Below are 22406 nucleotides of genomic sequence, written 5' to 3'. Positions count from 1 at the left end.
CGGGCCATGCGGCTCGGTAACCGCTACCTCCTCCTCTCCCGGATCGCCGCGGGCGGTATGGGAGAGGTTTGGCGTGCCCGCGACGAGCTGCTGGGCCGCGAGGTGGCGGTCAAGGTGCTGCGCAGCCACATCCACGCCGACCCCACCTTCCGCGAGCGCTTCCGCAACGAGGCGCGCATCACCGCGGCGCTGTCCGACCCCGGCATCGCGCAGGTCTTCGACTACGGCGAGCAGGACGACCTGGCCTACCTCGTGATGGAGCTGGTCCACGGCGAGCCGCTGTCGGCGATCCTGGCCCGCAACGGCGCCCTGGGGCCCGAGGTGGCGCTGGACGTGCTGCACCAGACGGCCAAGGCGCTGCACGTGGCCCATGTCTCCGGGGTCGTCCACCGCGACGTCAAGCCGGGCAACCTGCTGGTGACGCCCGACGGCCACATCAAGGTGACCGACTTCGGCATCGCCCGGGCGCTGGAGGCCGCACCGGTGACGCAGACCGGCACCGTGCTCGGCACCGCCCCGTACGTGAGCCCCGAGCAGGCGCAGGGCCTGCCGCTCACGCCCGCCACCGACCTGTACTCCCTGGGCATCGTCGTCTACGAGTGCCTGGCGGGCCGCACCCCGTTCCGTGGCGACACCCAGGTGGCGGTCGCGCTCCAGCACCTCAACGAGCAGCCGCCGCCGCTCGGCGTCGACGTGCCGGCCCCGGTGCGCGACCTGGTCATGGCGCTGCTGGCCAAGGACCCGGCCTCGCGGCCCGGGTCCGCGCGGGAGCTGGCCGACCGGGCGTACGTGCTGCGCGACTCGCTGGTGGGGCACGAGCGGGGCGTGGAGCTCAGCATGCTCACCGACCCCGACGGCTTCAGCGTCCACGGGCGCGACCCGTACGGGACGGGCGGGGGCACGGGCGGCGGAACCGTGCCGGCCGCGAGCCCGGTGCGCCCGCACGACAGGGACTCCACCTACGACCTGATGGGCGGCGCCGCGCCCGCCACGGTGTCGGCGTCCCCGTCGCGGCGCCACCCCGGCAGGCCCGGGCGGCGGCGCGGCCCAGGTGCGCGGGCGCTGGCCGTCGTGGCCACGGCCGGCTGCCTGGCCGCGGTGGGGCTCAGCGCCATGACGCTCCTCCAGCAGCGCGACGTGCCCGCCAGGCCGCCGGACATCACGGACCCGTCACGAGCCGGCTCGGCCACCCCGACCCCGGACAAGACCCGCCCCAAGCCCAAACGCACGCGAAGACCGCCCGCGATTACGGCGAAGTCCACGCGGCCGGTACCCTCACGGTCGGCTACCGTTGACAAGTCGGCGACTCCTACCCAGAAGCCGACACCCCGACCCACCCCGACCACCCGAACCCCGACCCCCACACCGACCCCGAAGCCCACGACGACGCCAACAAGTCCGACACAGAGCGCCTCACCTGACCCTGGGGAGACAAACCCGCCGAAGGAAGGGACGTGATGTGCCATGGGGGTCGATGATGGACACCGGCGGCTCCGCGCAGACCGCGGTACCCAAGATGAACGGTAAGGGACAGTGCAGGAAATGACTCAGCCTCGGCTACTCGGAGGTCGCTACGAGCTCGACGGTGTCGTCGGGCGCGGCGGCATGGCCGAGGTGTATCGTGCCCGAGACATCCGGCTGGACCGCATAGTCGCGATCAAGACCCTCCGGTCGGACCTGGCGCGCGATCACACCTTCCAGGCCCGTTTCCGCCGTGAGGCGCAGTCCGCGGCTTCGCTGAACCACCCGGCCGTCGTCGCGGTCTACGACACCGGCGAGGACGTCACCGACGGCACCCCCGTGCCCTACATCGTCATGGAGTACGTCGACGGCCGCACGCTGCGCGACCTGCTCCGCGCCGACCGGCGGCTGATGCCCGAGCGGGCGGCCGAGCTGGTCGACGGCATCCTGCGGGCGCTCGACTACAGCCACCGCGGCGGCATCGTGCACCGCGACATCAAGCCGGCCAACGTCATGATCACCCGGGCCGGCGACGTCAAGGTGATGGACTTCGGCATCGCCCGCGCGATGGCCGACTCGGCCGCGACGATGACGCAGACCGCGCAGGTGATAGGGACCGCCCAGTACCTCTCGCCCGAGCAGGCGCGCGGCGAGCGCGTCGACGCGCGCAGCGACATCTACTCCACCGGCTGCGTCCTGTACGAGCTGCTGACCGGCCAGCCGCCGTTCACCGGCGACTCCCCCGTCGCGATCGCCTATCAGCACGTGCGCGAGGAGCCGATCCCGCCGTCGCAGATCGACCCCGAGATCCCGCAGTGGGCCGACGCGATCGTGCTCAAGGCCATGGCCAAGGACCCGGCGCACCGCTACCAGAGCGCGAGCGAGATGCGGGCCGACATCCAGCGGGCGATGACCGGCATGCCGGTCGACGCCCAGACGATGGCCATGAACAACACCTATGCGCCGTCCACCCGCATGATGACCTCCACGCAGGCCGCCGCGAATCCGGCCACGCAGCGCACCACCGCCGTGCCGCCGTACGAGTACGACGAGGGCGGCGCGGGCAGGGGCGGCGGCGGCCGTCGGCGGGCCAACGGCGGCGGCGGGGGCAACACCGCGCTGAAGACCGCCGCGTGGATCCTGGTGCCGCTGCTCGTCATCGGCGCGTTCATCGGCGTGGGCTACGCGTTCCTCAGCAACAACGAGGGGCCGAAGGCGGAGGCCATCAAGGTCCCGTCGCTGCAGACGCAGACCGAGCAGGCCGCGGTGGCCGAGCTCACCGGTCTCGGTCTCAAGCCCGAGGTGGTCAAGGACTACAGCGACGAGTTCGACCCCAAGACCGTGATCAAGACCGACCCGGCCGAGGGCACGGAGGTCAAGAAGGGCGACACGGTCAAGGTCTTCGTCTCCAAGGGCAAGAAGAAGGTGAAGGTCCCCGAGGGCCTCATCGGGGTCACCAAGGAGGAGGCCACCCAGATCCTCAAGGACGCCGGGCTGACCGCCACGGTCAAGACCAAGGGCACCCGAGGGAAGCAGGGCACGGTCGTCTCCACCGACCCCGTCGCCGGCGCCGAGGTCGAGGACGGCGGCAGCGTCACGCTGTACGTGCCCAAGGAGCTGACCTCGCTGCCGGACGTCACCGGCATGACGTCCGAGGAGGCCAAGGCGGCGCTGGAGTCGGCCGGCTTCCAGGTCAGGATCTCCAAGCAGTTCAGCGACCAGGCCGAGGACACGGTCATCCAGCAGAACCCCGGGCCCAACGCCAAGCTGTCGCCCGGCACGACCGTCACGATCGTGGTCTCCAAGGGGCCCGACCAGTCGCAGACGCAGCCGACCGATCAGCCGACCTTCACCCAGCAGCCCGACCCGTCGCAGCCCACCGACGAGCCGACGGACGAGCAGACGACGATCGAGGAGCCCGGCGGCGACGACGGCTTCTGACGCCGAGGGCGTTCTGAGCGGCTGAAGGGCCGCCTCCCGCGTGGGGGGCGGCCCTTCCGCTTCCCGGGCTCCGGGCGGCGCTCCGGGCGTCCAGGAACCCTCTGGACGCCCTGGCGGCTCTCCGGGGCTCTGCGGGACAACGAGAAGCGCCCCCGCCGCTCGGGGGCAACGGCGGGGACGCTCATCTGTGTGTCGTACCGGCGGGCCCGCGTGTTACACGATTCGCCGGGCCGCTCACGGGAGAGTGCGCAGCCAGTTGGCCAGCAGCCGGTGGCCGTGCTCGGACAGCACCGACTCGGGATGGAACTGGATGCCCTCGACGGGGGCCGTGCGGTGGCGCAGGCCCATGATGACGCCGTCCGCGGTGCGGGCCGTCACCTCCAGCTCGTCCGGCACCGTGCCGGGGCGCACGGCCAGCGAGTGGTAGCGGGTCATCCGCACCGGCGAGGGCAGCGACGCGAACACGCCCCGCCCGTCGTGGGAGATCGCGCTGGTGCGGCCGTGGACGATCTCGGGCGCGCGGTCGACGGTGGCGCCGTAGGCGTGGGCGATGGCCTGGTGCCCGAGACAGACGCCGAGCAGCGGCCGGCGCTCCTCGGCGGCCCGGAGCACCAGGGGCACGCTGACGCCCGCGGCCTCGGGCGTGCCGGGCCCCGGGCTGATGACGACGCCGTCGAACCCGGCGGAGTCGGTCACGGCAACCTCGTCGCGCGGGCGCACGTCGCACGTGGCGCCCAGCTCGCGGAGGTACTGCACGATGGTGTGGACGAAGCTGTCGTGGTTGTCCACCACCAGCACACGGGTCATTGCGTAACGGTCACCTCGTCCAGCGTCACCAGGGGTTCGAGCAGCGGGAACACCCGGTACCACAGTACGGCCACCACGATGCCGGCCAGCACGGCGGCCATGAGCGCCTTGGCCGCCGCGGGGCCGGGGAGCCTTCGCCAGATCCAGCCGTACACGTGATCAGACCTTCCTGAGCTCGACGCGGTCGAGCACCCCGTGCACGATGTAGCGCTGCGCGGCGGAGTACTCGGGGTGGCAGGTGGTGAGCGTGATGAACGCCTTGGAGGGCTTGCTGTCGGGTTTGCCGGGGACCGGGGCGATGACGTCCAGGTCGGTCGGCAGCACGACCTCGTGGTAGGTCACGCGGTAGGTGTAGCGGGCCTCGCGCGCGTCGACGACGATCTCGTCGCCCCGCTTCAGCTCGTCGATCTCGTTGAACGGCGCGCCGTAGGTGGTGCGGTGGCCGGAGACGACGAAGTTGCCCCTCTGGCCGGGCATGGCGGTGCCGGGGTAGTGGCCGGGCCCCTTGCGCAGGTGCTCGGTGGTCACGCCCTCGATCACCGCGTACTTGTAGTCGTTGCCCAGCCGCGGGATGCGCAGCAGCGCCACCGCGTGACCGAGCTTGATCTTCTTCAGCCGCTTCGGCCTGTCCTCGCCCTGCGGGCCCGGGTCCGCCTGCTCGCGCGCCAGCTCCTGCTCCAGCAGCGGCTGCTCGCGGTCGGTGTAGGCGCCCGTCCCCCAGAGCAGGTAGGCGCAGAACAGCAGGAGTACGAGGCCCGCGGTGATGCTCAGCTCTCCCGCGGCCCGCAGCATGGCCCTCACCTCATCAGCGTAAGCGCATGGCTACGTTCGGTGAGGGATCGCCATCTCCCTCGCGTGGCGACTATCCTGGCCCAGTCTCAACTACGCTTACCGAAGAGCCTGTGGACGATCCGGAAGCCCAGGCGCTCAGCAGGAGTCATCCAGTGCCCAAGTCGAAGACGCGCAAGAAGGCGGTCTACACGCCGCCGCAGAAGTCCCAGCAGGTCAAGATCAGCCCTCGCTGGCTGGCGCCGACGATGGTGGCTTCGTGGATCATCGGCATCCTGTGGATCGCCACGTACTACATCGCCCCGCAGCAGGCGCCGCTGATCAAGGATCTCCAGGCGTGGAACCTGCTGATCGGGTTCGTCTTCATCATCTTCGGTGTGGTGCTCTCCACCCGCTGGCGTTAGATCTTTCCACAGTCTTTTCCACACCCTGGGGACACCGGGTCACCGATCGTTCACCCCATGGTGCCGGTGAGGGCGGTGGTCCGCAGCGCGACGAGCGCCACCAGCACGACCAGTGCCCCCGCGAGCGCCAGCGCGTGCCACAGGAGCCGGTTGCTCCTGGGCGCGTAGGCGAGCGCGGCGGCGATGGCCGAGCCGGTGATCAGGCCGCCGATGTGGCCGGTCCAGCTGATGCCCGGCACCACGAAGGTGATCACCAGGTTGATGCCGATGAGCACCGTGAGGTAACGCACGTCGAGGTTGAGCCTCCGGCCGACCACGAACGCCGCGCCGAACAGGCCGTAGATCGCGCCCGAGGCGCCTACCGAGGGCTGGTTGAGCGGGTCGATCCAGTAGCCGAGCACCGAGCCGCCGAGCGCGCTGAGCAGGTAGAGGGCCAGGTAGCGGGCATGGCCGAAGGCGCGCTCCAGGCTCGGGCCTAGGACGTAGAGCGCCCAGCAGTTGAACAGGACGTGCATCAGACTGCCGTGGACGAACGCGGCGGTGACCAGCCGGTAGTACTCACCGAGCGCCGCCACCCCGTTGGGCCACATCATGAGCCGGCTCGTGATGTCGCCGCTCGTGAGCTGCTGCACGCCGAAGATCAGGACGTTGAGCCCGAGCAGGATCCACGTCACGTACGGCGTGCCGACCACCGCGGCGCCGAACGTGGACCTCGCCTCCCGCAACCCCTTGTTGCCCTCGGCCACGCACTCGGGGCACTGGAAGCCCACGGCGGCGTCGCGCATGCAGTCGGGGCAGATGGGCCGTTCGCAGCGCTGGCAGCGGACCCAGGTCTCGCGCTCGGGGTGCCGGTAGCAGGTGGGCACCGCCTCCGCGGGCTGCTCCGGGGGCAGGGGCGGCTGGCTGGTCATGCCCGCAGCCTACGGCCTCGCCGACCCTGCCGCGTGCGCCCCGCCCGCCCGCGGGGCGTGGCGGTCAGCGGCTCTCGCCGGCCCCTGCCTCCCGGGCCGGGCCTCAGCCCTGGACGCGGTCGATCGTCACCGACTCCAGCACGACGTCCTCGGCCGGACGGTCGTTGCGGCCGGTGCGGGTCTTGGCGATCGCGTCGACGACCTCCTGGCCCTCGACGACCTCGCCGAAGATGGTGTGCCGGCCGTTCAGGTGCGGCGTCGGCACGACCGTGATGAAGAACTGCGAGCCGTTGGTGCCCTTGCCGAAGCGGATGCCGGCGTTGGCCATGGCGAGCAGGTACGGGCGGTTGAAGTAGAGGTCCGGGTGGATCTCGTCGTCGAACTCGTAGCCCGGGCCGCCGATGCCCTGGCCGAGCGGGTCACCGCCCTGGATCATGAAACCGGAGATCACCCGGTGGAAGATCGTGCCGTCGTAGTACTTGCCGGTGCTCTTCTCGCCGGTGCCCGGGTGGGTCCACTCGCGGCCGCCCTCGGCGAGCTCGACGAAGTTGCGGACGGTCTTGGGCGCCTGGTTCGGGAAGAGTTCGACCTTGATGGTGCCGTGATTGGTCTGCAGGTTTGCAATCAGCTTCTCAGCCACGAGACAGCTGCCCCCCTCTATACACAGGGTTGTTCTGTGGTCGTTTGTTGACTATGGCCGTTCGGCCTCCCGGCCATCCTCCCACGGCTCGTCATGATTGAGCCGCCTTCTACCGGGAAGGTCAGGCTCGGGGCCCCGAACGACAGGGGAGGTTGTCGTGTCCCTGACACTGAGGAAGCGCCGCGTGGTCATAGAGGTTCCCGCCACGTGGATGGGCCGGATGAAGGCCCGGGCCGTCCAGACCGGCCAGCGTGTTACACCGATGGCGGATCAGGCCAGGATGATGGCCGATCAGGCGAAGGTCATGGCCGACCAGGCCAGGACGAGCGCCGCCCAGCGGATCGAGGACGCCCGTTACTGGGCGGCCCCGGTGCTGGAGGACGCCGCGCATCGCGTGGAGGACCAGCTCGCCCCCAAGGTCAGCTCGATGCTGACCGCGGCGGCCGACAAGATCGACCCGACGCCCGCCCGATCGCGGCGTTGGCCGATCATGGTTCTGATCACCGGTCTCGCTGTGGGCGCGATGGGCTACATGGCCTATCGTCGCAACGCGCAGCAGTGGACGGAGCAGATGAAGGACTCCGCGTCCGACGCGTCGCGTTGGGTGAGCGAGAAGGCGGACAGGACCGCCCAGTCCGCGGAGAACGCCGCGTCCACCGTCTCGGAGAAGGCGGACGAGGCAGCGCACAAGACGCAGTGAACCAGCGCGAAAGTGCGCCCCCGAGCTCTGGGGGGCGCACTTTCGCGTTTCCGGAGCCTGCCCCTCGTTGACTCCGAACCAAGCGCTTGCTAGAACCGGCGGCATGAGCCTGTCACCGCTCGACGACTACCCGGTCCACCAGGCCGCCCAGGTCATGCGGCACGTGACCACCTCCGACCGCAACTTCTACGACCGCTACTACTTCAACTGCCACGCCGGCACGGACGAGCTGATGCTGATCGTCGGCCTGGGCCAGTACCCCAACCTCGGCGTCACCGACGCGTTCGCCTGCGTGCGCCGCCGAGACGCGGGCGACGACCTGCACCGGGTGGTGCGCGCCTCCCGCGAGCTGGGCGCCGACCGGATGGACACCGGGATCGGCCCGTTCCGGGTCGAGGTCATCGAAGGGCTCGAACGGCTGCGCGTGGTGCTGGAGCCGAACGAGCATGGCCTGTCCTTCGACCTGACCTGGAAGGGCACGATCCCGGCGACGCTGGAGCCCCGGCACTTCCTGCGCTGGCAGGAGCGGGTCATGTTCGACTCCGTCCGGCTCGCGCAGACCGGGCGCTGGAGCGGGCACATCCGCGTCGGGTCCGAGGAGATCCCCGTCACCCCGGACCGCTGGCTGGGCACCCGGGACCGGTCCTGGGGCATCAGACCCGTCGGCGAGCCCGAGCCCCCGGGCGTCCAGGCGAAGAACCCCGGCACGTTCTACTGGCTGTACGCGCCGATGATGTTCGACGACCACGCCATCCTCTGCATCGTGCAGGAGGACGAGCGGGGGCGCCGGGTGCTGGAGGAGGCCACCCGGGTGTGGTCGGACGGCCGGGAGGAGGAGTACCTCGGCCGGCCCGAATACCGCCCCGTGTACGCACCCGGCACCCGCGACGTGGTCGAGGCCACCATCACCTTCGCGCCGCCCGGGGGCAAGCCGTTCGACGTCCGCTGCACGCCGCTCCTGCCGGTCCACCTCATGGTCGGCACCGGGTACGGCCTGGAGCCGGACTGGAAGCACGGCATGTACCAGGGCGCCGGACCCGTCGTGCAAGGGGTCACCTACACGCTGCCTGCCGACGCCGCCCGCATGTGGGGCATGGTGGACGCCGTGGGCCGCTTCGAGTACGACGGCCTGGTGGGGCACGGCCTGTTCGAGTACTGGGCGCTGGGCCCGCACCCGTCGTTCGCCTGACCGGGCCCCGGGCCGGCTACTTGCCCCCGGCCTCGCAGGTCACGGTGGCGGCCGGGGCCGTCACGCCCTTCGGCGGCGCGCCGTCGGGACCGTCGGCCGGGAGGGCGGGCACGCTCTGCACGTCCAGCATCTCGCCCTCCTTGATCTTGCCGCTCACCTTGGCCTTGTCGCCCTCCTCGATCCGCGCGACGCCGGCCTCGTCCGCGGGCTCGGCCCGCTCGACGCGGAACTGCGGCGTGCCCTCGGGGAGGGCCTGGGCCAGCTTCTCCTCCTCCTCGGGGGTGAGCGGCTTCCGCTCGACCCTGGTCAGCTTGCCCGGCTCCGCCGGCACGCCCTGCTCGTCCTCGGAGATGGCGAGCGTGCCGTCCTTCAGCTTCTCGACCTTGATGGCCTTGACGGCCTTCGAGAAGTTCACCACCTGGCCGTCGCTCGTCCGGCAGACGACCGTGACGTCCGGCGTCGGGGCCGGGGTCTCGTCGGCCAGGGCGGACCCGCTCAGGATCGACAGCGCGAGGACGCCCACCGCGCCCAGGATCCCGACACGCCTCTTGAACATGGAATCTCCCTTTCGTGGAAGAGATCGGACGATCTGACGGACCGACCATGGCCCCTCGTACCTGAAGCGAGCCTGAACGCAGCCGAAATGATCTTCAGGTTGGCTTTAGGTGGCGTACGGCACGCTGGTCGGCGTGCGGGTCTTACTGGTGGAGGACGAGCGGCGGCTGGCGGGCCTCGTCCGCGACGGGCTGTCGGGCGAGGGGTTCGCGGTCGACGTGGCCCACGACGGCCGCGACGGGCTGTGGATGGCCACGGAGAACCCCTACGACGTGATCGTCCTGGACGTGATGCTGCCCCGGATGAACGGCTACACCGTGTGCGCGCGGCTGCGCGAGGCCGGGAACTGGACGCCGATCATGATGCTCACCGCCAAGGACGGCGTCTACGACGAGGCCGAGGCGCTCGACACCGGGGCCGACGACTATCTGTCCAAGCCGTTCTCGTACGTGGTGCTGCTGGCGAGGCTGCGGGCCCTGGTGCGCCGGGGCGGCAGGGAGCGGCCGGTGTCGATCACGGTGGGCGACCTCGTGCTCGACCCGGCCGGGCTGCGCTGCCGCAGGGGCGAGGTGGAGATCGCGCTGACGCCGAAGGAGTTCGCGGTGCTGCACGGACTGGCGCGGCGGGCGGGCGAGGTGGTCTCCAAGAGCGAGCTGCTGGCCCAGGCGTGGGACTTCTCCTACGACGGCGACCCGAACATCGTCGAGGTGTACATCAGCGCGCTCCGCCGCAAGATCGACCAGCCGTTCGGCCGGTCCTCACTGATCACGGTGCGCGGCGCCGGTTACCGCCTGGAGGCGACATGAGCGGCACCATGGGCCGCGGGGTGAACAGGGGCACGGGGCGAATGTCACCGGCTCGGCCGCGGGTGAGGGTCCCGGCGATGCTTCGCGGGGGACTGCCGTCCGGGCTGTCCGCCGAGCTGTCCGCCGGGCTCTCGTCGGTGCGGCTGCGGGCCACGGCGGCGGCGACGCTGGTGGTGGCGCTCGCCCTGGGCGCCGCCGCGGCCGTGCTCGTCGTCACGTTGCGCGGCAGCCTGGAGGCCAGCACCGACGCCGAGGCCGCGCGACGCGCGGTCGCGGCCGCGCCGCTGCTGATCCAGGCGGTCCAGGGCACCGAGGCGGCGCCCACGACCGACGACGTGAGCGGCACCACGGCGAGCACCGCGCCCGACGGCATGACCGGCACCACGACGAGCACCGCGCCCGACGGCATGACCGGCACCACGACGAGCACCGCGCCCGACGGCATGACCGGCGCCGCTCGCACCATGCCCGACACGACCGGCACCGGCCCCGAGAGCACGGCCCGCACTGTCGTCGTACCACCGGACCACACCGTGGTCGTGCCACCGGTCGGCCAGGTCACGGCGCTGGTCGGCCGGGTCCAGGAGGCACAGTCGGCTCCCGCCGAGGCCGATCCCCCGGCCCTCGCCAGGAGCAGCGCCAAGTCTGCTCGGCCGAACGCGTCGGGCGTCCCCGGCACGGAGGTCAAGCCGGTCGGCGATCCCGACGTCGTCCTCGTCGACGCGGCGGGGAAGGCGACCGTCGACCAGGGATGGGCGCAGCCCGACCTGTACGCGGTGGCGGCCCTGAAGGTGGACACCAAGAAGGGCACGTCCACGGTGTGGGCCCGGGCCTCCCGGGCGGGGGCCGACGAGGCGTTGCAGACCCTCGACGGCGCCCTGCTGCCCGGCGTGCCCGCGCTGCTGGGCGTGGTGGCCGCGATGACCTGGTTCTCGGTGAGCCGGGCGCTGAAGCCGGTCGCCGCGATCCGCGCCAAGATGGCCGACATCACCGCCCGGGACCTGCACCAGCGTGTGCCCGTACCGCGCTCGCGCGACGAGATCGCGGCCCTGGCCACGACCGTCAACGGCACGCTCGACCGGCTGGAGACGGCCGTCGGCACCCACCAGCGGTTCGTCGCCGACGCGGCGCACGAACTGCGCAGCCCGATCGCCACCCTGCGGGCCCGGCTGGAGCTGGCCCCGCCGAGCGAGCTGACCCGCGAGGCGCTGGCCGACGTGGAACGCCTCCAGACCCTGGCCGGCGACCTGCTCATGCTGGCCAGGCTCGACGCCGGCGAGCCGGTGCGGACGACGTCGCTCGACCTCGGACAGGTGGCCTTCGAGGAGTCGGTGCGCTCGGGGCCGGGCGCGGAGCCGAAGGTCGTCGTGGACATCGAGCCCGACGTGGTGGTCCAGGGCTCGCGCGGCCACCTCGCCCGGCTGGTGACGAACCTGCTCGACAACGCGCGCCGGCACGCCGAGACGACGGTGACGGTGCGGGTGCGGCCGGACGACGGCATGGCGGTGCTGGAGGTGTTCGACGACGGGCCGGGGATCCCGCCGGAGCACCGGGAGGCGGTGTTCGACCGGTTCACCCGGCTGGACGAGGCCCGCGCCAGGGACGACGGCGGCGCGGGGCTGGGGCTGCCCATCGCCCGGGACATCGCGGGCCTGCACGGGGGCACGCTGGTGGCGATCGACGGCGGCTTCCGCGCCACCCTTCCGGCGATCTCCCCTGACAGCGCCCCCCTCACCGCGACCTCCTCTGACCACGCCCCCTCCTCGCGAGCACCTGAGTGCCCGTCCACCCGGCATCGCCCCAGCACCCCGCCCACCCCTCGCCTGACCGCGCCTCCCACGTGAGGCACACCCTCCCCTTGCAGGCGGCTCCCCGCTCCGTGCCCTCTCCCGCCGCCCCGCTGACCGTCTTCCAGGTCCCCGCACGGAAACCGAGGGGTGGGAGCCGCCGACCGGGACGGGGGCACGGACTGAAGGTCAGCGGACCGAGGACCGTCACCGCAGACGCGAGCCGGGGACCGAGCGTCAAGGGCCGCCGACCGCGGGCCGCAGGACCCCGGCCAGGGCCGTGAGCCGCCGACCGAGGGCGAGGGCCCGGGGTTGAAGCTCCGGGGCCCGAGGATCGTAGGCGCGAGCCGGGGACGGACATCAAGGGCCGCTGACCGAGGGACGGGAGCCGCCAGCCGGGGACCGTGAGCCGAAGACCGGCGACCCGTGAGCCGAGGACCAAAAGCCGTGGAGTGGGCCGGGGAGGCGGGGGCGGTTACGGGGTCAGGTGGACCGGGCAGCCGATGGCGGCGCCGATGCGGGTGAGGCCCGTCGCGAAGGAGTCGCGCGTGGCCTGGTCGTAGCCGATGAAGAACCGGTTGGCCAGCGGCACCCCCCAGCGCAGACTCGTGGCCACGTTGTAGACCCGGTGCGTGAGCAGGGTGCCGTCAGGATGGGGCGCGAGCGTCCACTCGCCCCGGTACCACCAGCCGCCCTGGAGGGCGATCATCCGGTCGGTGACCTCGACGGTGCTCCTGTGCCCCGGGAAGTCCTCGACGGTGAAGCGGTCGCTTTCGGGCACCGGCTCCGGCAGCAGCGCCTCCCTCAGGGCCTCCCGCACGCGCCCCACCGGCGCCTCGACCACGCCCGACACCTCAGTGACCAGTTTCCTGTCCTTGCCGCTCATGCCCGCCTCCTTGGGAAGCCCGCTCCAGCAGTGACTGTTTGACCGTGTCCGGCCAGTCGAGCGCGCCGCTCTCCAGCCGTTCCAGCACCCCCCGCACCCAGGCCAGCTCGGCCGCCTGGGCGGCCCGCTGGTAGTCGAGCTTGAGCGCCAGCACCTCCGGCAGACCGTTGTCGGCCATGCCCGCGAGGTGCGCGTCGAGGCCGGCGACCGCCGCCTCCAGCGACGCGGCCCGGCTGCGCAGCGCGCGCCGCGCCTCGGGCACCGGCAGCGCGCCGATCAGCGAGATCCCCGCGACGAGCACGCGCTGGTCGGGGTCCGGCCGCTCCAGCAGGCGCCGCAGGCGCGTGGCCAGTTCCTGGCGGCCCTCGGCGGTGATCTCGTAGACGGTCCGCTCGGGCCGCCGTCCCTCACGCCCGGTGGCGGAGGGGGTGATCAGCTCGTCGCGAGCCAGCCGCTCGACCGCGTGGTACAGGCTCCGGGGCAGCCCCGTCACGTAGTCCTTACGCGTGTCGACGATGAGGCGCTGCAGCTCATACGGGTGACCGGCGCGCACCGAGAGCAGGGCGAGCACGGTCAGCCCGACCAGGTCATGGCGTTGCGCCATAGTGCCTCCTTCTATAGTGCACTTTGCACTATAGAAGGGTCCGCCGAGGGTGTCGAGGGTCCGCCGGAGCGGGATCCGTCAGGCGGGGCTGGCGTCGAGCTGCAAGAAGGCGCGCTCGATGATCTGGCGGCTGACGTCCTCGGGGTACGGGAACTGCTTGATCAGGTCGCGCAGCCCCTCCACGTGCGCCCGCCTCGCCAGCTCGGCCACGGCGACCAGCTCGGCCCGCTGCGCCTCGACGAACGCGCGGTCCACCACCGCGCCGTGGCCGGGCACGATCACCTCGCCGGGCAGCTCGGCCAGCATGGCGGCCGTCGTCGCGGGCCAGTCGAGCGGGTAGGAGTCGCTGAACGCCGGCGGCGCCCCCTGCTCGACCAGGTCACCGGCGAACACCACGCCGGCGTCGGGCACGTGCGTCACGATGTCGTTGCTGCTGTGGCCCAGCCCGAAGTGGCGCAGGTGGACGATCCGCCCGCCGATGTCGAGCGAGGCCGCGGTGGTGAACGTGTTGTCGGGCGGATCGATCACCACCTCCTCGAACTCCTCCCGCCGCTCCTCGGGCATCATCCGGATGATGTTGGCCCGCTGCTCCTCACCGTCCTGCTCCATCTCCTCGGCGCAGCGGACGTGTCCCCAGATCTCCGCCGGGCGGAACAGCGCGTTGCCCCAGACGTGGTCGAAGTGCGTGTGGCTGTTGACGACCGTCCAGGGGCTGCTCGTGATCCGCCGGATCGCGTCGATCAGGTCGGCGGCCTCACGGTGCGACGCCCTGGTGTCGAGCACCAGGCAGTGCCCGTCGCCCACGACGAGGCCGACGTTCATGTCGTACGACTTGTGGCGCCGGACGTAGACCCGGTCGCCGACCTCCCGCCATTGCTCTCTCATGGACGAAACCTTACTGACGGCGGAGATGGGCGAGGACGGCCAGCACGCGCCGGTTCCCGTCGACGGCGGGCGGCAGGTCGAGCTTGGTGAAGATGCCGGCGATGTGCTTGGCCACGGCCGCCTCCGTGACGTACAGCTCGCCGGCGATCGAGGCGTTGGAGCGGCCCTCGGCGATCAGCGCCAGCACCTCGCGCTCCCTGGGCGTCAGCCGCAGCAGCGGGTCGCGGGGGCGCCGCAGGAGCTGGCGCACCACCTCGGGATCGACGACCGTGCCGCCCGCCGCGACCCTGTCGAGCGCGTCCACGAACTCGCGCACGTCGCCGACGCGGTCCTTCAGCAGGTAGCCGACCCCGGCGCCGTCGCCGGAGTCGAGCAGCTCGGCGGCGTACGTCTGCTCCACGTACTGGCTGAGCACGAGCACGGCCGGGGCCGGGCGCGCGCGGCGCAGCTCCAGGGCGGCGCGCAGCCCCTCGTCGGAGAAGCCGGGCGGCATGCGCACGTCGGTGACCACGACGTCCGGCCGGTGCTCGGCGACGGCCTCGACGAGCGACGGCGCGTCGCCGACGGCGGCGGGCACGGTGTGGCCGAAGCGTTCGAGCAGACCGATCAGGCCCTCGCGGAGCAGGACGGCGTCCTCGGCGATCACGACGCGCACGGGATCTCCACACGCATCCGGGTCGGGCCGCCGGCCGGGCTCGACAGCGACAGCCTGCCGCCCACGACGGCCAGCCGGTCGGCCAGCCCGGTCAGGCCGGTGCCGCGCCCGGGGTCGGCCCCGCCCCGGCCGTCGTCGTGGATCTCCAGGACGAGCGTGCCGTCCGCCGCGCCGCCGGTGACCCGGGCCGCGCTCGCGCCGCTGTGCCGGGCGACGTTGGCGAGGGCCTCCGTCACGACGTAGTACGCGGTGACCTCGACGGCCGCCGGCAGCCGCTCCTCCAGCGCGAGCCGCACCTCCACCGGGACGGGCGAGCGGCCGGCGACGTCGCGCACGGCCGCGGGCAGGCCCCGGTCGGTGAGGACCTGCGAGTGGACGCCCCTGACGAGCGCGCGCAGCTCGGCCAGCGCCTGCTTGGCCTCGCCGTGCGCCCGCTCGACCGCCCGGGCCGCGGGGCTGTCCTCCGGCAGGTCCAGCCGCGCCAGGCCGAGCGTCATCGTCAGCGCCACCAGCCGCTGCTGGGCGCCGTCGTGCAGGTCACGCTCGATCCGGCGCCGCTCGGTCTCGAACGCGTCGACGAGCCGGGCGCGCGAGCGCAGCACCTCGGCCAGCTCGGCGGCCTGCGGGGCGAGGATCGCGCGGGTCATGGCGCCCCGGGCGCCCGCCCAGGCGGTCAGCGTGTACGCGGCGACGGGCACCAGCAGCATCCCGGCGGCCGAGGCCGCGACGGCGGCCACCGGCTCCACCTCGGGCTGCACGACCGGCGACAGGATCAGCAGCACCGGCCCCGCCGCGCCGAACGCGGCCATGACCAGGTCGATCCACCACAGCACGAGCAGCGCGAGCCCGCCGAGCGCCACCACCCGGCCCTCGCGCCCCCGCCCGGGCGGCTCACCGGCGTCCCCGCCCGGCTCAGGGGGCGCGGCGGGCAGCGGCACGCCGTCCACCCGGCCGCTCGGCCCAGAGGGCACGGCCGGCAGCGGCACGCCGTCCACCAGCCGCAGCCGCCACCGCTCGTACCTCCCCGCCACGGGGGTGAGCAGGGCGGCCACCGCCACGCAGGCGACCAGGACGGCCGACGAGGACGTCAGCGCCACGGCGGTCACGGCGCCGAGAACGGGCAGGCCGGGCACCGCCCCGGCCAGCAGGTAGGCCAGGGAACGCCACGGCCAGGCCGACCGCAGGAAGGTGATCGGCCGCTGGGCGAGCGCTTCCAGCGCGGTCCTGACGAGCACCCCGCGACACTATCCGCGGGTCACGCCCGAGGTCAGTAGTGCCAGGTAGACCTTCCCGCCTTCTCCCCGGACGCCTCCGCCACCCCCAAGCGTGGAAGGATCTTTCGGACGCACAGCCTCAAAAGGGGGATGAATGGACGAGATCTTGCGCGTGGACCAGCGATCGCTGCTGGACGCCCGCCTGGGCGCGGAGGACATGGAGGACCGGCTGGAGCGGGTCGCGCGGCGGGCGCTCATCACGGTCTCGGCCCCGGAGCCGGCGGACCGCGAGCAGCCGGGGGCCGAGTTCGACGCCGAGTACGCGCGCTTCGTCCGGCACGCCGCCACCGCCTTCGACGCGACCCTGCGGGAGGTCAGGGAGCACGCCCGCAAGCTGCGCGAGACCGCCCGCACCCACGCCTCGGCCTCGGGCGCCAACGAGGACCTGGTCCGCCGCCTCGCCGACGGCCGCTGAAGGGAGCCAACCGGACATGGGATGGGAACTGCCTGCCCAGCTCAGGCCGATCCACGAGCAGTTCAAGGACGACGCTCCATGGCCGGACGCCGACGAGGACGACCGCCTGCTGCGCGTACGGGGCTGGCTGGACCTGGCCGACGAGCTGAGGAGCACGGCCGCCGAGCTCGACGCCGGCCACGACGGGGTCGTGCGGGCCAACGCGGGGGGCGACGTCGAGGCGTTCAAGGAGAAGTGGGAGTCCGCGGAGAGCGTGCGGCACCGCCTGGGGGACGGCGCCAAGGCGGCCGACCTCGCCGCCGTGGGGACCCTGATGACGGTCGTCTTCAGGGTCATCTGGAAGGCCCTGGTCGTCTATCTGCTCACCGTGCTGCTCGTCGCGTTGGTCAGGGCGATCGCGGTCACGCCCGCCGGCGGCTTCTGGCTGACCTTGCGGTGGTACGTCACGCGGCGGCTCTTCCGTTCCATGCTCACCGAGATCAGGGGCAACATCGGCGTGGTCCTGGCCCAGACCCTTCGCGAGGCCATGGAGCTCCTCCTGATCAGCGGGGCGGTGCCCCTCGGGCTGATCGGTCTCGCGACGTGGGACGCCGGCAGGCGGACCTCGTGGATGAGGACGGACGACGACGCGCGGCGTGAGGTGGAGCGGGTCCTCAACGAGACCCCGAGAGGACGCGCGGCGCTGGCATGGGCGCGCGAGCACAACGTGACCATCCTCTACCAGCCCCCCGGCGAGGGGGACGACAATGTCCTCGGCGTCTACCACGACGAGTACAACGTCGTGGAGATCTACCTCCGGGACGGCGACACCCCGGAGGGCCTCGCCAACACGCTGATCCACGAGCTCAACCACGCGCAGCACCGCAGGACCCCCGACCCGACCGAGATGAGCCGCGACGCGTACGTCGAGGCGGCCATCCGCGAGGAGGCGCAGGGCAATCTCCAGGCGTACCGGTTCTCCGAGGAGCTGGAACGGGTGCGCGGTCAGGACCTCGACCACCAGAGCGAGGCCACGTACGACGACGCCTACTCCCGGGCCGTGCGGGACGCGCGGGCCCGGCGGGAGGAGGCGGGCGGTCCGCCGCTCACCGCGGCGGAGGAGCGCCGGATCGGCGAGCGGGCCGCCGCGGAGGCGCTGTACGACGAGCTGAGCAACCCCGAGGGCGGCAGCGTCTATCCCAAGTCGTACAGCGAGGACTGGGACGACAAGCGAACCGCGGTCCAGCGGGTGTGGCAGCACATCATCGACTGACCCCGGCCTCCCCGGCGGGGGCCAGGGCGGTCAGGACGGGCGTGGTGTCGTCGGCGGGCGGCGGCACCGGGTCCGGGCGGCGGTCCACGGCCTGGAGAGTGAGGGCGCCGGCGGCCAGGACGACCAGGCAGACCACCACGATCAGCACGCGCCGGCGCAGGCGGCCGCCCGGGGCGAAGGCGAGCCGGAGCCGCCAGCCCAGCCCCGGTGGCTTCAGGCGCACGCCGGCCGTCAGGCGGGCGAAGGCCGCGTCGACGTCCAGCTCGGGCTGGTCTTCAGGCGGGTTCACAAGACAGCGATCCTAAAACACGGCAAACACCATCAACGAGTTTTACGATCACATATTGATCACATACTCGGTTATGTCATTGCCGGACCGCTGAATTCGGCGGTGAAGCGTTCATGAGAGATGTACGGCGTGGCGTCCTTTTCCGCCGTGAATGCTCGCCATAATGAGGTGATCAACGTGGTCGCGAACGCCCGGCGGGGGAGGATTCCATGCGTTCCGTGGCAGGAATGGCCGCCGTCGCCGTCCTCCTGACGAGCCCGGCCACGCTCGCGGCCCTCCCGTGCCCGCCGGCCGCCGCGGCCACCGGCCGCGGCCCGCTGCCCAAGGACTGGAAGAAGGTCACGTCCCTGCGGATCCTGCCGCAGTGGCCGCGCCAGAACGACACCGTGCGCGTCTTCGTCCACTGCCCCACGAAGGCCAACCACGCGCTCATCGGGTCCACCGCGTTCACGCTGAAGGGCTCGTGGCGGATCTACCGTGAGGTGGGGCTGGGGCTGTCCGACCGGGGGCTCGGCCGGCGCGGCATCGGGATCTCCTACTACGCCTTCCCGGGCGACCACCTGGCGCACCTCAAGTGCGTGAAGGTCACGATCAACGAGCACACGCGCATCAGGAAGGTACGCGTGATCAGCCGCTTCACCGTGCCCCTGGTGGTGCGCCCGTTCCGGCTCGGCCGGTTCTTCTGACCCGGATCGCGGGAGGGACGCGCCTGCCGCATCACGCCATGTCCGGATCTGTCTGGCGTCGGCCGGGGGCGGTGCCGTACATCTGACGCATGACCACGTACTCCGCCGTCGTCACCACCGGCATCTACTGCCGGCCCGGGTGCGGCGCGAAGCCGCTGGCGAGGAACACCCGCACGTACGAGCTGGCCGCCGCGGCCGAGGCCGCCGGGTTCCGCGCCTGCCTGCGCTGCCGGCCGTACCGGGTGGCGGGTCCCGTCGCCGCCGACGCGCCGGAGCTGGTGTGCCGGGCGTGGCAGCTCATCATCGACGGGGTCCTGGACGAGGGCACGGAGGCGGCGCTCGCGCGACGGGTCGGCCTGTCGCCGCGCCACCTGCGGCGCCTGTTCCTCAGGCACCTGGGGGCGAGCCCCGACCAGCTCGCCCGCTCCCGCCGGGCGCACTTCGCGCGCCGGCTGCTCGACGACACCGACCTGACGGTGCTGGACATCGCGTTCGCGTCGGGGTTCGGCAGCCTGCGGCAGTTCAACCGGATCATGCGGGAGGTGTTTCGCGCCTCGCCGACCGACCTGCGCGAGCGGCGGCACCGCGCGGACCGGCTCGCCGCCGACGGCGGGCTCGCGCTGCGGCTGCCGGTCCTGCCCGGCTACGACTGGGACGCGGTGCGGGACTTCCTCGCCGCGCGGGCGGTGCCGGGGGTGGAGGCGGTGGAGGGCCGTACGTACCGGCGCACGATCACCGTGGACGGCGCGCCGGGCCTGCTGGAGGTGTCGCCCGGCGACGCCGCGGGACACCTGCTGCTGGTGGCGCACCTGCCGTACTGGGAGGGACTCATCCACGTGGTCGACCAGGTGGGGCGCCTGCTCGGCACGGAGACCGACCACACGGCCGGCGTCGCCGCGCTGTCCGCCGACCCGGTGCTCGGGCCGGTGGTGCGGGAGCGGCCCGGGCTGGCGGTGCCGGGGGCGTGGAGCGCCCTGGAGGTGGGCGTACGGGAGCTCCTCGGGCGGGGCCGGGACCCGGAGGAGGCCGCCCGATGGCTGAAGGCGCTGGTGGAGGCGCTCGGGACGCCCGTACCGGGACTGCCGGACGGGCTGACCCACGCGTTCCCGCCGCCGGAGGCGCTGACCCGCGCCCGGCTCGAGTCGCTGACCGTGGACCCCGACGGGCGGCTGCCCGCGGAGGACGCGGAGGCCATCGCGGCGCTGGCCGAGGGGGCGGGGACGCTCGGGTACGGCACGAGCCCCGACGCGCTCGCGGCGCTGCCGTACCTGGACGAGGACCTGCGCCAGGTCCTCGGGCTCCGGCTGGGGCAGCGCGAGGCGTTCCCGCTCGCGGACCCCTCGCTGCGAGCGGCGCTGGAGGAACTGGGCGCGCCCTCGGGAGGCGCCGACTCGTGGACGGCCGGCCGGTGGCGTCCCTGGCGTCCTCTCGCCGCCACCCACCTCATGGCGTACGGCGACCGCCGGAGAAAAGCCGCCTTTTCTCTTTCCGCCGAATGAAACCGCTCAGAATTCTTTATATCGGGGCACGAAATCATCGCCGCCCGGACCGGAGGGAATTCCTCGCGCCTGTGCTGACGGCCCGCCGGGGACCCCGGACGGCGCCCGGGGTCCCCGACAGTGGTCGTTCAGCTCGTCGGCTGGTCGCCCAGCCCGTTCACGAGCGCCATCCGGTCGAAGGCCACCCGCGTCACCGGAGTCTCCTCCCCCGCCTTGGTGACCTCGTACTCCAGCAGCCCGGCCGTGTCCTCGGCGAAGGTCAGGCGGAACTCGAACTCACCCTCCGGCGAGTCGAACCGGCTGGTGAGGGCGACCCCGGTGCGCCCCAACCCGTCCGTGGCCCGTCCCTGCGCGGTGATGCCCGGCTGCTCGGCCAGCACCTTGAACAGCGCCGACCGCGTCCCCGGCGTGGTCGGCGAGACGAGCAGGTCGAGCGCGGTCTGCGGCATGTACTCGGCGAACGAGCGCCCGTTCGCGCCGCTGCGCGCCGGGCTCTTGGCGTACAGCTCGCGCAGCCGGCGCTCCAGCGCGTCCTTCTCCGTCGGCAGCTTGCCGACCTCGGCCATGGTCAGCGTGGGGTTGTCGATCGACACGATGCGCGACTCGCCGCCGTCGCTGGTCCTCGGCTTGTCCTCGCGCAGGACGGGCGAGCCGGCCGCCTTCCACTTCGCCTCGTCCTCCGGCGTGGCGAAGGTGATCTTGACGTCCTGGTTGGTGACCGAACGGTTCCCTCCGCTCTGGGCCACCGACTGCCAGGAGTCGACGGTGTAGGCGGCCACGGCCTTGTACGGGACCTGGGAGGTCTTCAGCTCTCCCACGCGCTTCTGGAACTCCGCGTCGGCCGCCCGGAGCTCGGCGGGCCGGTCCTTGAACTCGCTCTTCTTGGCCTCGTACTCCTTGTCCAGCGCCTTGAGCCTGGCCATGTACTCGCTCTCCGCCACCTGGACGCGCTCGAAGACGCGCTGGCGGGTGTACCAGTAGCGGCCGGAGCCGGCGGGCTCCCGTGCCACCGTCTCGGCCGCCGCCAGCAGGAACGTCCGGGCGTCCACCGGCCCCCGGTCCGCCGTACGCGAACCGGCTGTGACCTGGTGCCCCACGGCCGGGACGTCCCGGCCCACGAGCCCGGGAACGGCGACCGCGGCGGCGGCCGCGAGCCCGAGCGCGGCGGCCGCGGTCAGGAGGAGAACGGGGCGGCGGGTCATGAGAATCCTCTTTTCGTCGGGTGAGAAGGAGTCGCGTGGGGTGGCGAAGGCGCGGGCGAGGTCGTCGGCGCGGCGCCGCTGATGGGCGGCCTCGGTCAGCTCCTCCAGCTCCACCGGCTTGAGCTGGGCGAACAACCGGTCGGCGGGGTCGTCTCCCGTGCTGGGCGGGTACGGCATCAGGTCTCCTCCGAAAGTCGGGCGTGGTGGGTGGAGCGGAGGTCGGCCCGCGCGGGCCGGCCCTCCGCCTCCACCCGGAGGGCCTTGCTCAGGCGCTTGCGGGCGCGATGGAGCCGCACGTTGTACGTACGGGTCGAGCACCCCATGACGGCGGCGGCCTGGTCGGGCGGCAGCCCGTGCCAGGTCGTGAGGACCATCGCCTCCACGTCCTGCTCCGGAAGGGCCGCCAGCACGGCCAGCGCGGTCTCGCGGTCCACGACGTGCTCGGCGACGTCCCAGATCAGGTTGTCCTTGGCCGTGGTCAGAGCCGCGATCCGGCCGACCAGCGCCTCCCGGCGGTCGCGGGAGACCCGCTGTTTGGCCAGCAGGTTGCGGGCCACGCCCAGGAGCCAGGGCAGGGGCGGTTCGGGCAGCTCGGCCAGCCGCCGCCAGGCGATCAGGAAGGTCTCGCTGGCCACGTCCTCCGCCACGGCGCGGTCGGCACGCAGCAACGCGTAGCCGAGCACGCTCCGGTGATGGCGGTCGTAGAGGCCGGTGAATCGTTCTTGGGGATCGTCCACACCCAGTAGTCCCTCGGCGGCGCGCCCGATTA

Annotated in this window: 25 protein-coding genes; 11 read left to right on the top strand and 14 right to left on the bottom strand. The window is 72.5% G+C overall.

Going from position 1 to position 22406, the window contains the following annotated elements; genetic code table 11:
• Nucleotides 1–6: 6 nt before the first annotated feature.
• Nucleotides 7–1458: a serine/threonine-protein kinase gene (locus tag HTZ77_RS37580; protein WP_175594521.1), complete on the top strand. Its 1452-nt coding sequence runs from the start codon at nucleotides 7–9 to the stop codon at nucleotides 1456–1458.
• A gap of 84 nt (nucleotides 1459–1542) precedes the next feature.
• Nucleotides 1543–3402: a Stk1 family PASTA domain-containing Ser/Thr kinase gene (pknB, locus tag HTZ77_RS37575; protein WP_175594520.1), complete on the top strand. Its 1860-nt coding sequence runs from the start codon at nucleotides 1543–1545 to the stop codon at nucleotides 3400–3402.
• Between the two features lie 234 nt (nucleotides 3403–3636).
• Here pknB and HTZ77_RS37570 read toward each other — a convergent pair whose 3' ends face one another.
• Genes HTZ77_RS37570 through HTZ77_RS37560 form a run of 3 tightly spaced genes read right to left on the bottom strand, consistent with a single transcriptional unit; the run spans nucleotide 3637 to nucleotide 5001 of the window.
• Nucleotides 3637–4209 (bottom strand): anthranilate synthase component II, encoded by a 573-nt coding sequence (locus HTZ77_RS37570; protein ID WP_175594519.1) that lies wholly within the window; start codon nucleotides 4207–4209, stop codon nucleotides 3637–3639.
• On the bottom strand, nucleotides 4206–4364 hold the full coding sequence (locus HTZ77_RS37565; RefSeq protein ID WP_175594518.1) for a hypothetical protein: 159 nt from the start codon (nucleotides 4362–4364) through the stop codon (nucleotides 4206–4208). The genes HTZ77_RS37570 and HTZ77_RS37565 overlap by 4 nt, the downstream gene beginning before the upstream one ends.
• 4 nt (nucleotides 4365–4368) lie before the next feature.
• On the bottom strand, nucleotides 4369–5001 hold the full coding sequence (locus HTZ77_RS37560) for a class E sortase (protein WP_175594603.1): 633 nt from the start codon (nucleotides 4999–5001) through the stop codon (nucleotides 4369–4371).
• A 152-nt stretch (nucleotides 5002–5153) separates the two neighbouring features.
• Here HTZ77_RS37560 and HTZ77_RS37555 point away from each other — a divergent pair, with 152 nt between their 5' ends.
• Complete coding sequence (locus HTZ77_RS37555; RefSeq protein ID WP_175594517.1) at nucleotides 5154–5402, top strand: cell division protein CrgA; 249 nt, start codon at nucleotides 5154–5156, stop codon at nucleotides 5400–5402.
• A 50-nt stretch (nucleotides 5403–5452) separates the two neighbouring features.
• On the opposite strand, the gene HTZ77_RS37550 is transcribed toward HTZ77_RS37555, so the two are convergent.
• A complete protein-coding gene (locus HTZ77_RS37550; RefSeq protein WP_175594516.1) occupies nucleotides 5453–6313 on the bottom strand; it encodes a rhomboid family intramembrane serine protease in 861 nt (286 codons plus the stop codon).
• A gap of 103 nt (nucleotides 6314–6416) precedes the next feature.
• A complete protein-coding gene (locus HTZ77_RS37545) occupies nucleotides 6417–6953 on the bottom strand; it encodes a peptidylprolyl isomerase (RefSeq protein ID WP_175594515.1) in 537 nt (178 codons plus the stop codon).
• A 220-nt stretch (nucleotides 6954–7173) separates the two neighbouring features.
• Between HTZ77_RS37545 and HTZ77_RS37540 the strand changes: the two genes are divergently transcribed.
• Both HTZ77_RS37540 and HTZ77_RS37535 read left to right on the top strand, forming a co-directional pair.
• Nucleotides 7174–7653 (top strand): hypothetical protein, encoded by a 480-nt coding sequence (locus HTZ77_RS37540; RefSeq protein ID WP_175594514.1) that lies wholly within the window; start codon nucleotides 7174–7176, stop codon nucleotides 7651–7653.
• Between the two features lie 103 nt (nucleotides 7654–7756).
• Nucleotides 7757–8842 carry a hypothetical protein gene (locus HTZ77_RS37535; RefSeq protein WP_175594513.1) on the top strand — a complete coding sequence of 362 codons (1086 nt, stop codon included), beginning with the start codon at nucleotides 7757–7759 and terminating at the stop codon, nucleotides 8840–8842.
• A gap of 16 nt (nucleotides 8843–8858) precedes the next feature.
• On the opposite strand, the gene HTZ77_RS37530 is transcribed toward HTZ77_RS37535, so the two are convergent.
• Nucleotides 8859–9398, bottom strand: coding sequence for a hypothetical protein (locus HTZ77_RS37530; protein WP_175594512.1), 540 nt, complete (start codon nucleotides 9396–9398; stop codon nucleotides 8859–8861).
• 109 nt (nucleotides 9399–9507) lie between these two features.
• Between HTZ77_RS37530 and HTZ77_RS37525 the strand changes: the two genes are divergently transcribed.
• Nucleotides 9508–10203 carry a response regulator transcription factor gene (locus HTZ77_RS37525; protein WP_175594511.1) on the top strand — a complete coding sequence of 232 codons (696 nt, stop codon included), beginning with the start codon at nucleotides 9508–9510 and terminating at the stop codon, nucleotides 10201–10203.
• Between the two features lie 77 nt (nucleotides 10204–10280).
• On the top strand, nucleotides 10281–12047 hold the full coding sequence (locus HTZ77_RS37520; RefSeq protein ID WP_235995698.1) for a sensor histidine kinase: 1767 nt from the start codon (nucleotides 10281–10283) through the stop codon (nucleotides 12045–12047).
• A gap of 418 nt (nucleotides 12048–12465) precedes the next feature.
• On the opposite strand, the gene HTZ77_RS37515 is transcribed toward HTZ77_RS37520, so the two are convergent.
• The 5 genes from HTZ77_RS37515 to HTZ77_RS37495 all read right to left on the bottom strand — a co-directional run bounded on the left by HTZ77_RS37515 (nucleotide 12466) and on the right by HTZ77_RS37495 (nucleotide 16255).
• A complete protein-coding gene (locus HTZ77_RS37515) occupies nucleotides 12466–12876 on the bottom strand; it encodes a hypothetical protein (RefSeq protein WP_175594510.1) in 411 nt (136 codons plus the stop codon).
• A complete protein-coding gene (locus HTZ77_RS37510) occupies nucleotides 12845–13480 on the bottom strand; it encodes a PadR family transcriptional regulator (RefSeq protein ID WP_175594509.1) in 636 nt (211 codons plus the stop codon). Before HTZ77_RS37510 ends, HTZ77_RS37515 begins: the two co-directional genes overlap by 32 nt.
• Before the next feature lie 78 nt (nucleotides 13481–13558).
• Nucleotides 13559–14365 (bottom strand): MBL fold metallo-hydrolase, encoded by an 807-nt coding sequence (locus tag HTZ77_RS37505; protein WP_175594508.1) that lies wholly within the window; start codon nucleotides 14363–14365, stop codon nucleotides 13559–13561.
• A 10-nt stretch (nucleotides 14366–14375) separates the two neighbouring features.
• Nucleotides 14376–15020, bottom strand: a complete 645-nt coding sequence (locus HTZ77_RS37500) for a response regulator transcription factor (RefSeq protein WP_328809000.1) — start codon at nucleotides 15018–15020, stop codon at nucleotides 14376–14378.
• Entirely contained in the window at nucleotides 15008–16255 is a 1248-nt protein-coding gene (locus HTZ77_RS37495; protein WP_175594507.1) for a sensor histidine kinase, read from the bottom strand. Before HTZ77_RS37495 ends, HTZ77_RS37500 begins: the two co-directional genes overlap by 13 nt.
• 133 nt (nucleotides 16256–16388) lie before the next feature.
• Between HTZ77_RS37495 and HTZ77_RS37490 the strand changes: the two genes are divergently transcribed.
• Together HTZ77_RS37490 and HTZ77_RS37485 are read left to right on the top strand one after the other, a co-directional pair.
• A complete protein-coding gene (locus HTZ77_RS37490; protein ID WP_175594506.1) occupies nucleotides 16389–16709 on the top strand; it encodes a hypothetical protein in 321 nt (106 codons plus the stop codon).
• Between the two features lie 16 nt (nucleotides 16710–16725).
• Nucleotides 16726–17961, top strand: coding sequence for a hypothetical protein (locus HTZ77_RS37485; protein WP_175594505.1), 1236 nt, complete (start codon nucleotides 16726–16728; stop codon nucleotides 17959–17961).
• On the opposite strand, the gene HTZ77_RS37480 is transcribed toward HTZ77_RS37485, so the two are convergent.
• Entirely contained in the window at nucleotides 17951–18250 is a 300-nt protein-coding gene (locus HTZ77_RS37480) for a hypothetical protein (RefSeq protein ID WP_175594504.1), read from the bottom strand. The genes HTZ77_RS37485 and HTZ77_RS37480 overlap by 11 nt on opposite strands.
• Nucleotides 18251–18459: 209 nt before the next feature.
• Between HTZ77_RS37480 and HTZ77_RS37475 the strand changes: the two genes are divergently transcribed.
• Together HTZ77_RS37475 and HTZ77_RS37470 are read left to right on the top strand one after the other, a co-directional pair.
• The gene (locus HTZ77_RS37475; protein ID WP_175594503.1) at nucleotides 18460–18936 is read left to right on the top strand and encodes a hypothetical protein; all 477 of its coding nucleotides are present in this window, start codon (nucleotides 18460–18462) and stop codon (nucleotides 18934–18936) included.
• 89 nt (nucleotides 18937–19025) lie between these two features.
• Nucleotides 19026–20435, top strand: a complete 1410-nt coding sequence (locus HTZ77_RS37470; RefSeq protein ID WP_175594502.1) for an AlkA N-terminal domain-containing protein — start codon at nucleotides 19026–19028, stop codon at nucleotides 20433–20435.
• A gap of 128 nt (nucleotides 20436–20563) precedes the next feature.
• Here HTZ77_RS37470 and HTZ77_RS37465 read toward each other — a convergent pair whose 3' ends face one another.
• Together HTZ77_RS37465 and HTZ77_RS37460 are read right to left on the bottom strand one after the other, a co-directional pair.
• Nucleotides 20564–21814, bottom strand: a complete 1251-nt coding sequence (locus tag HTZ77_RS37465) for a hypothetical protein (RefSeq protein WP_175594501.1) — start codon at nucleotides 21812–21814, stop codon at nucleotides 20564–20566.
• Nucleotides 21814–22374 (bottom strand): RNA polymerase sigma factor, encoded by a 561-nt coding sequence (locus tag HTZ77_RS37460; RefSeq protein ID WP_175594500.1) that lies wholly within the window; start codon nucleotides 22372–22374, stop codon nucleotides 21814–21816. The genes HTZ77_RS37465 and HTZ77_RS37460 overlap by 1 nt, the downstream gene beginning before the upstream one ends.
• Nucleotides 22375–22406 lie beyond the last annotated feature (32 nt).

Origin of the sequence: Nonomuraea montanisoli (genome assembly GCF_013363975.1) — a bacterium.
GTDB lineage: Bacteria > Actinomycetota > Actinomycetes > Streptosporangiales > Streptosporangiaceae > Nonomuraea > Nonomuraea montanisoli.
Note: the sequence above shows the minus strand (reverse complement) of the source record. Positions and strands in the feature narration are given on the sequence as shown.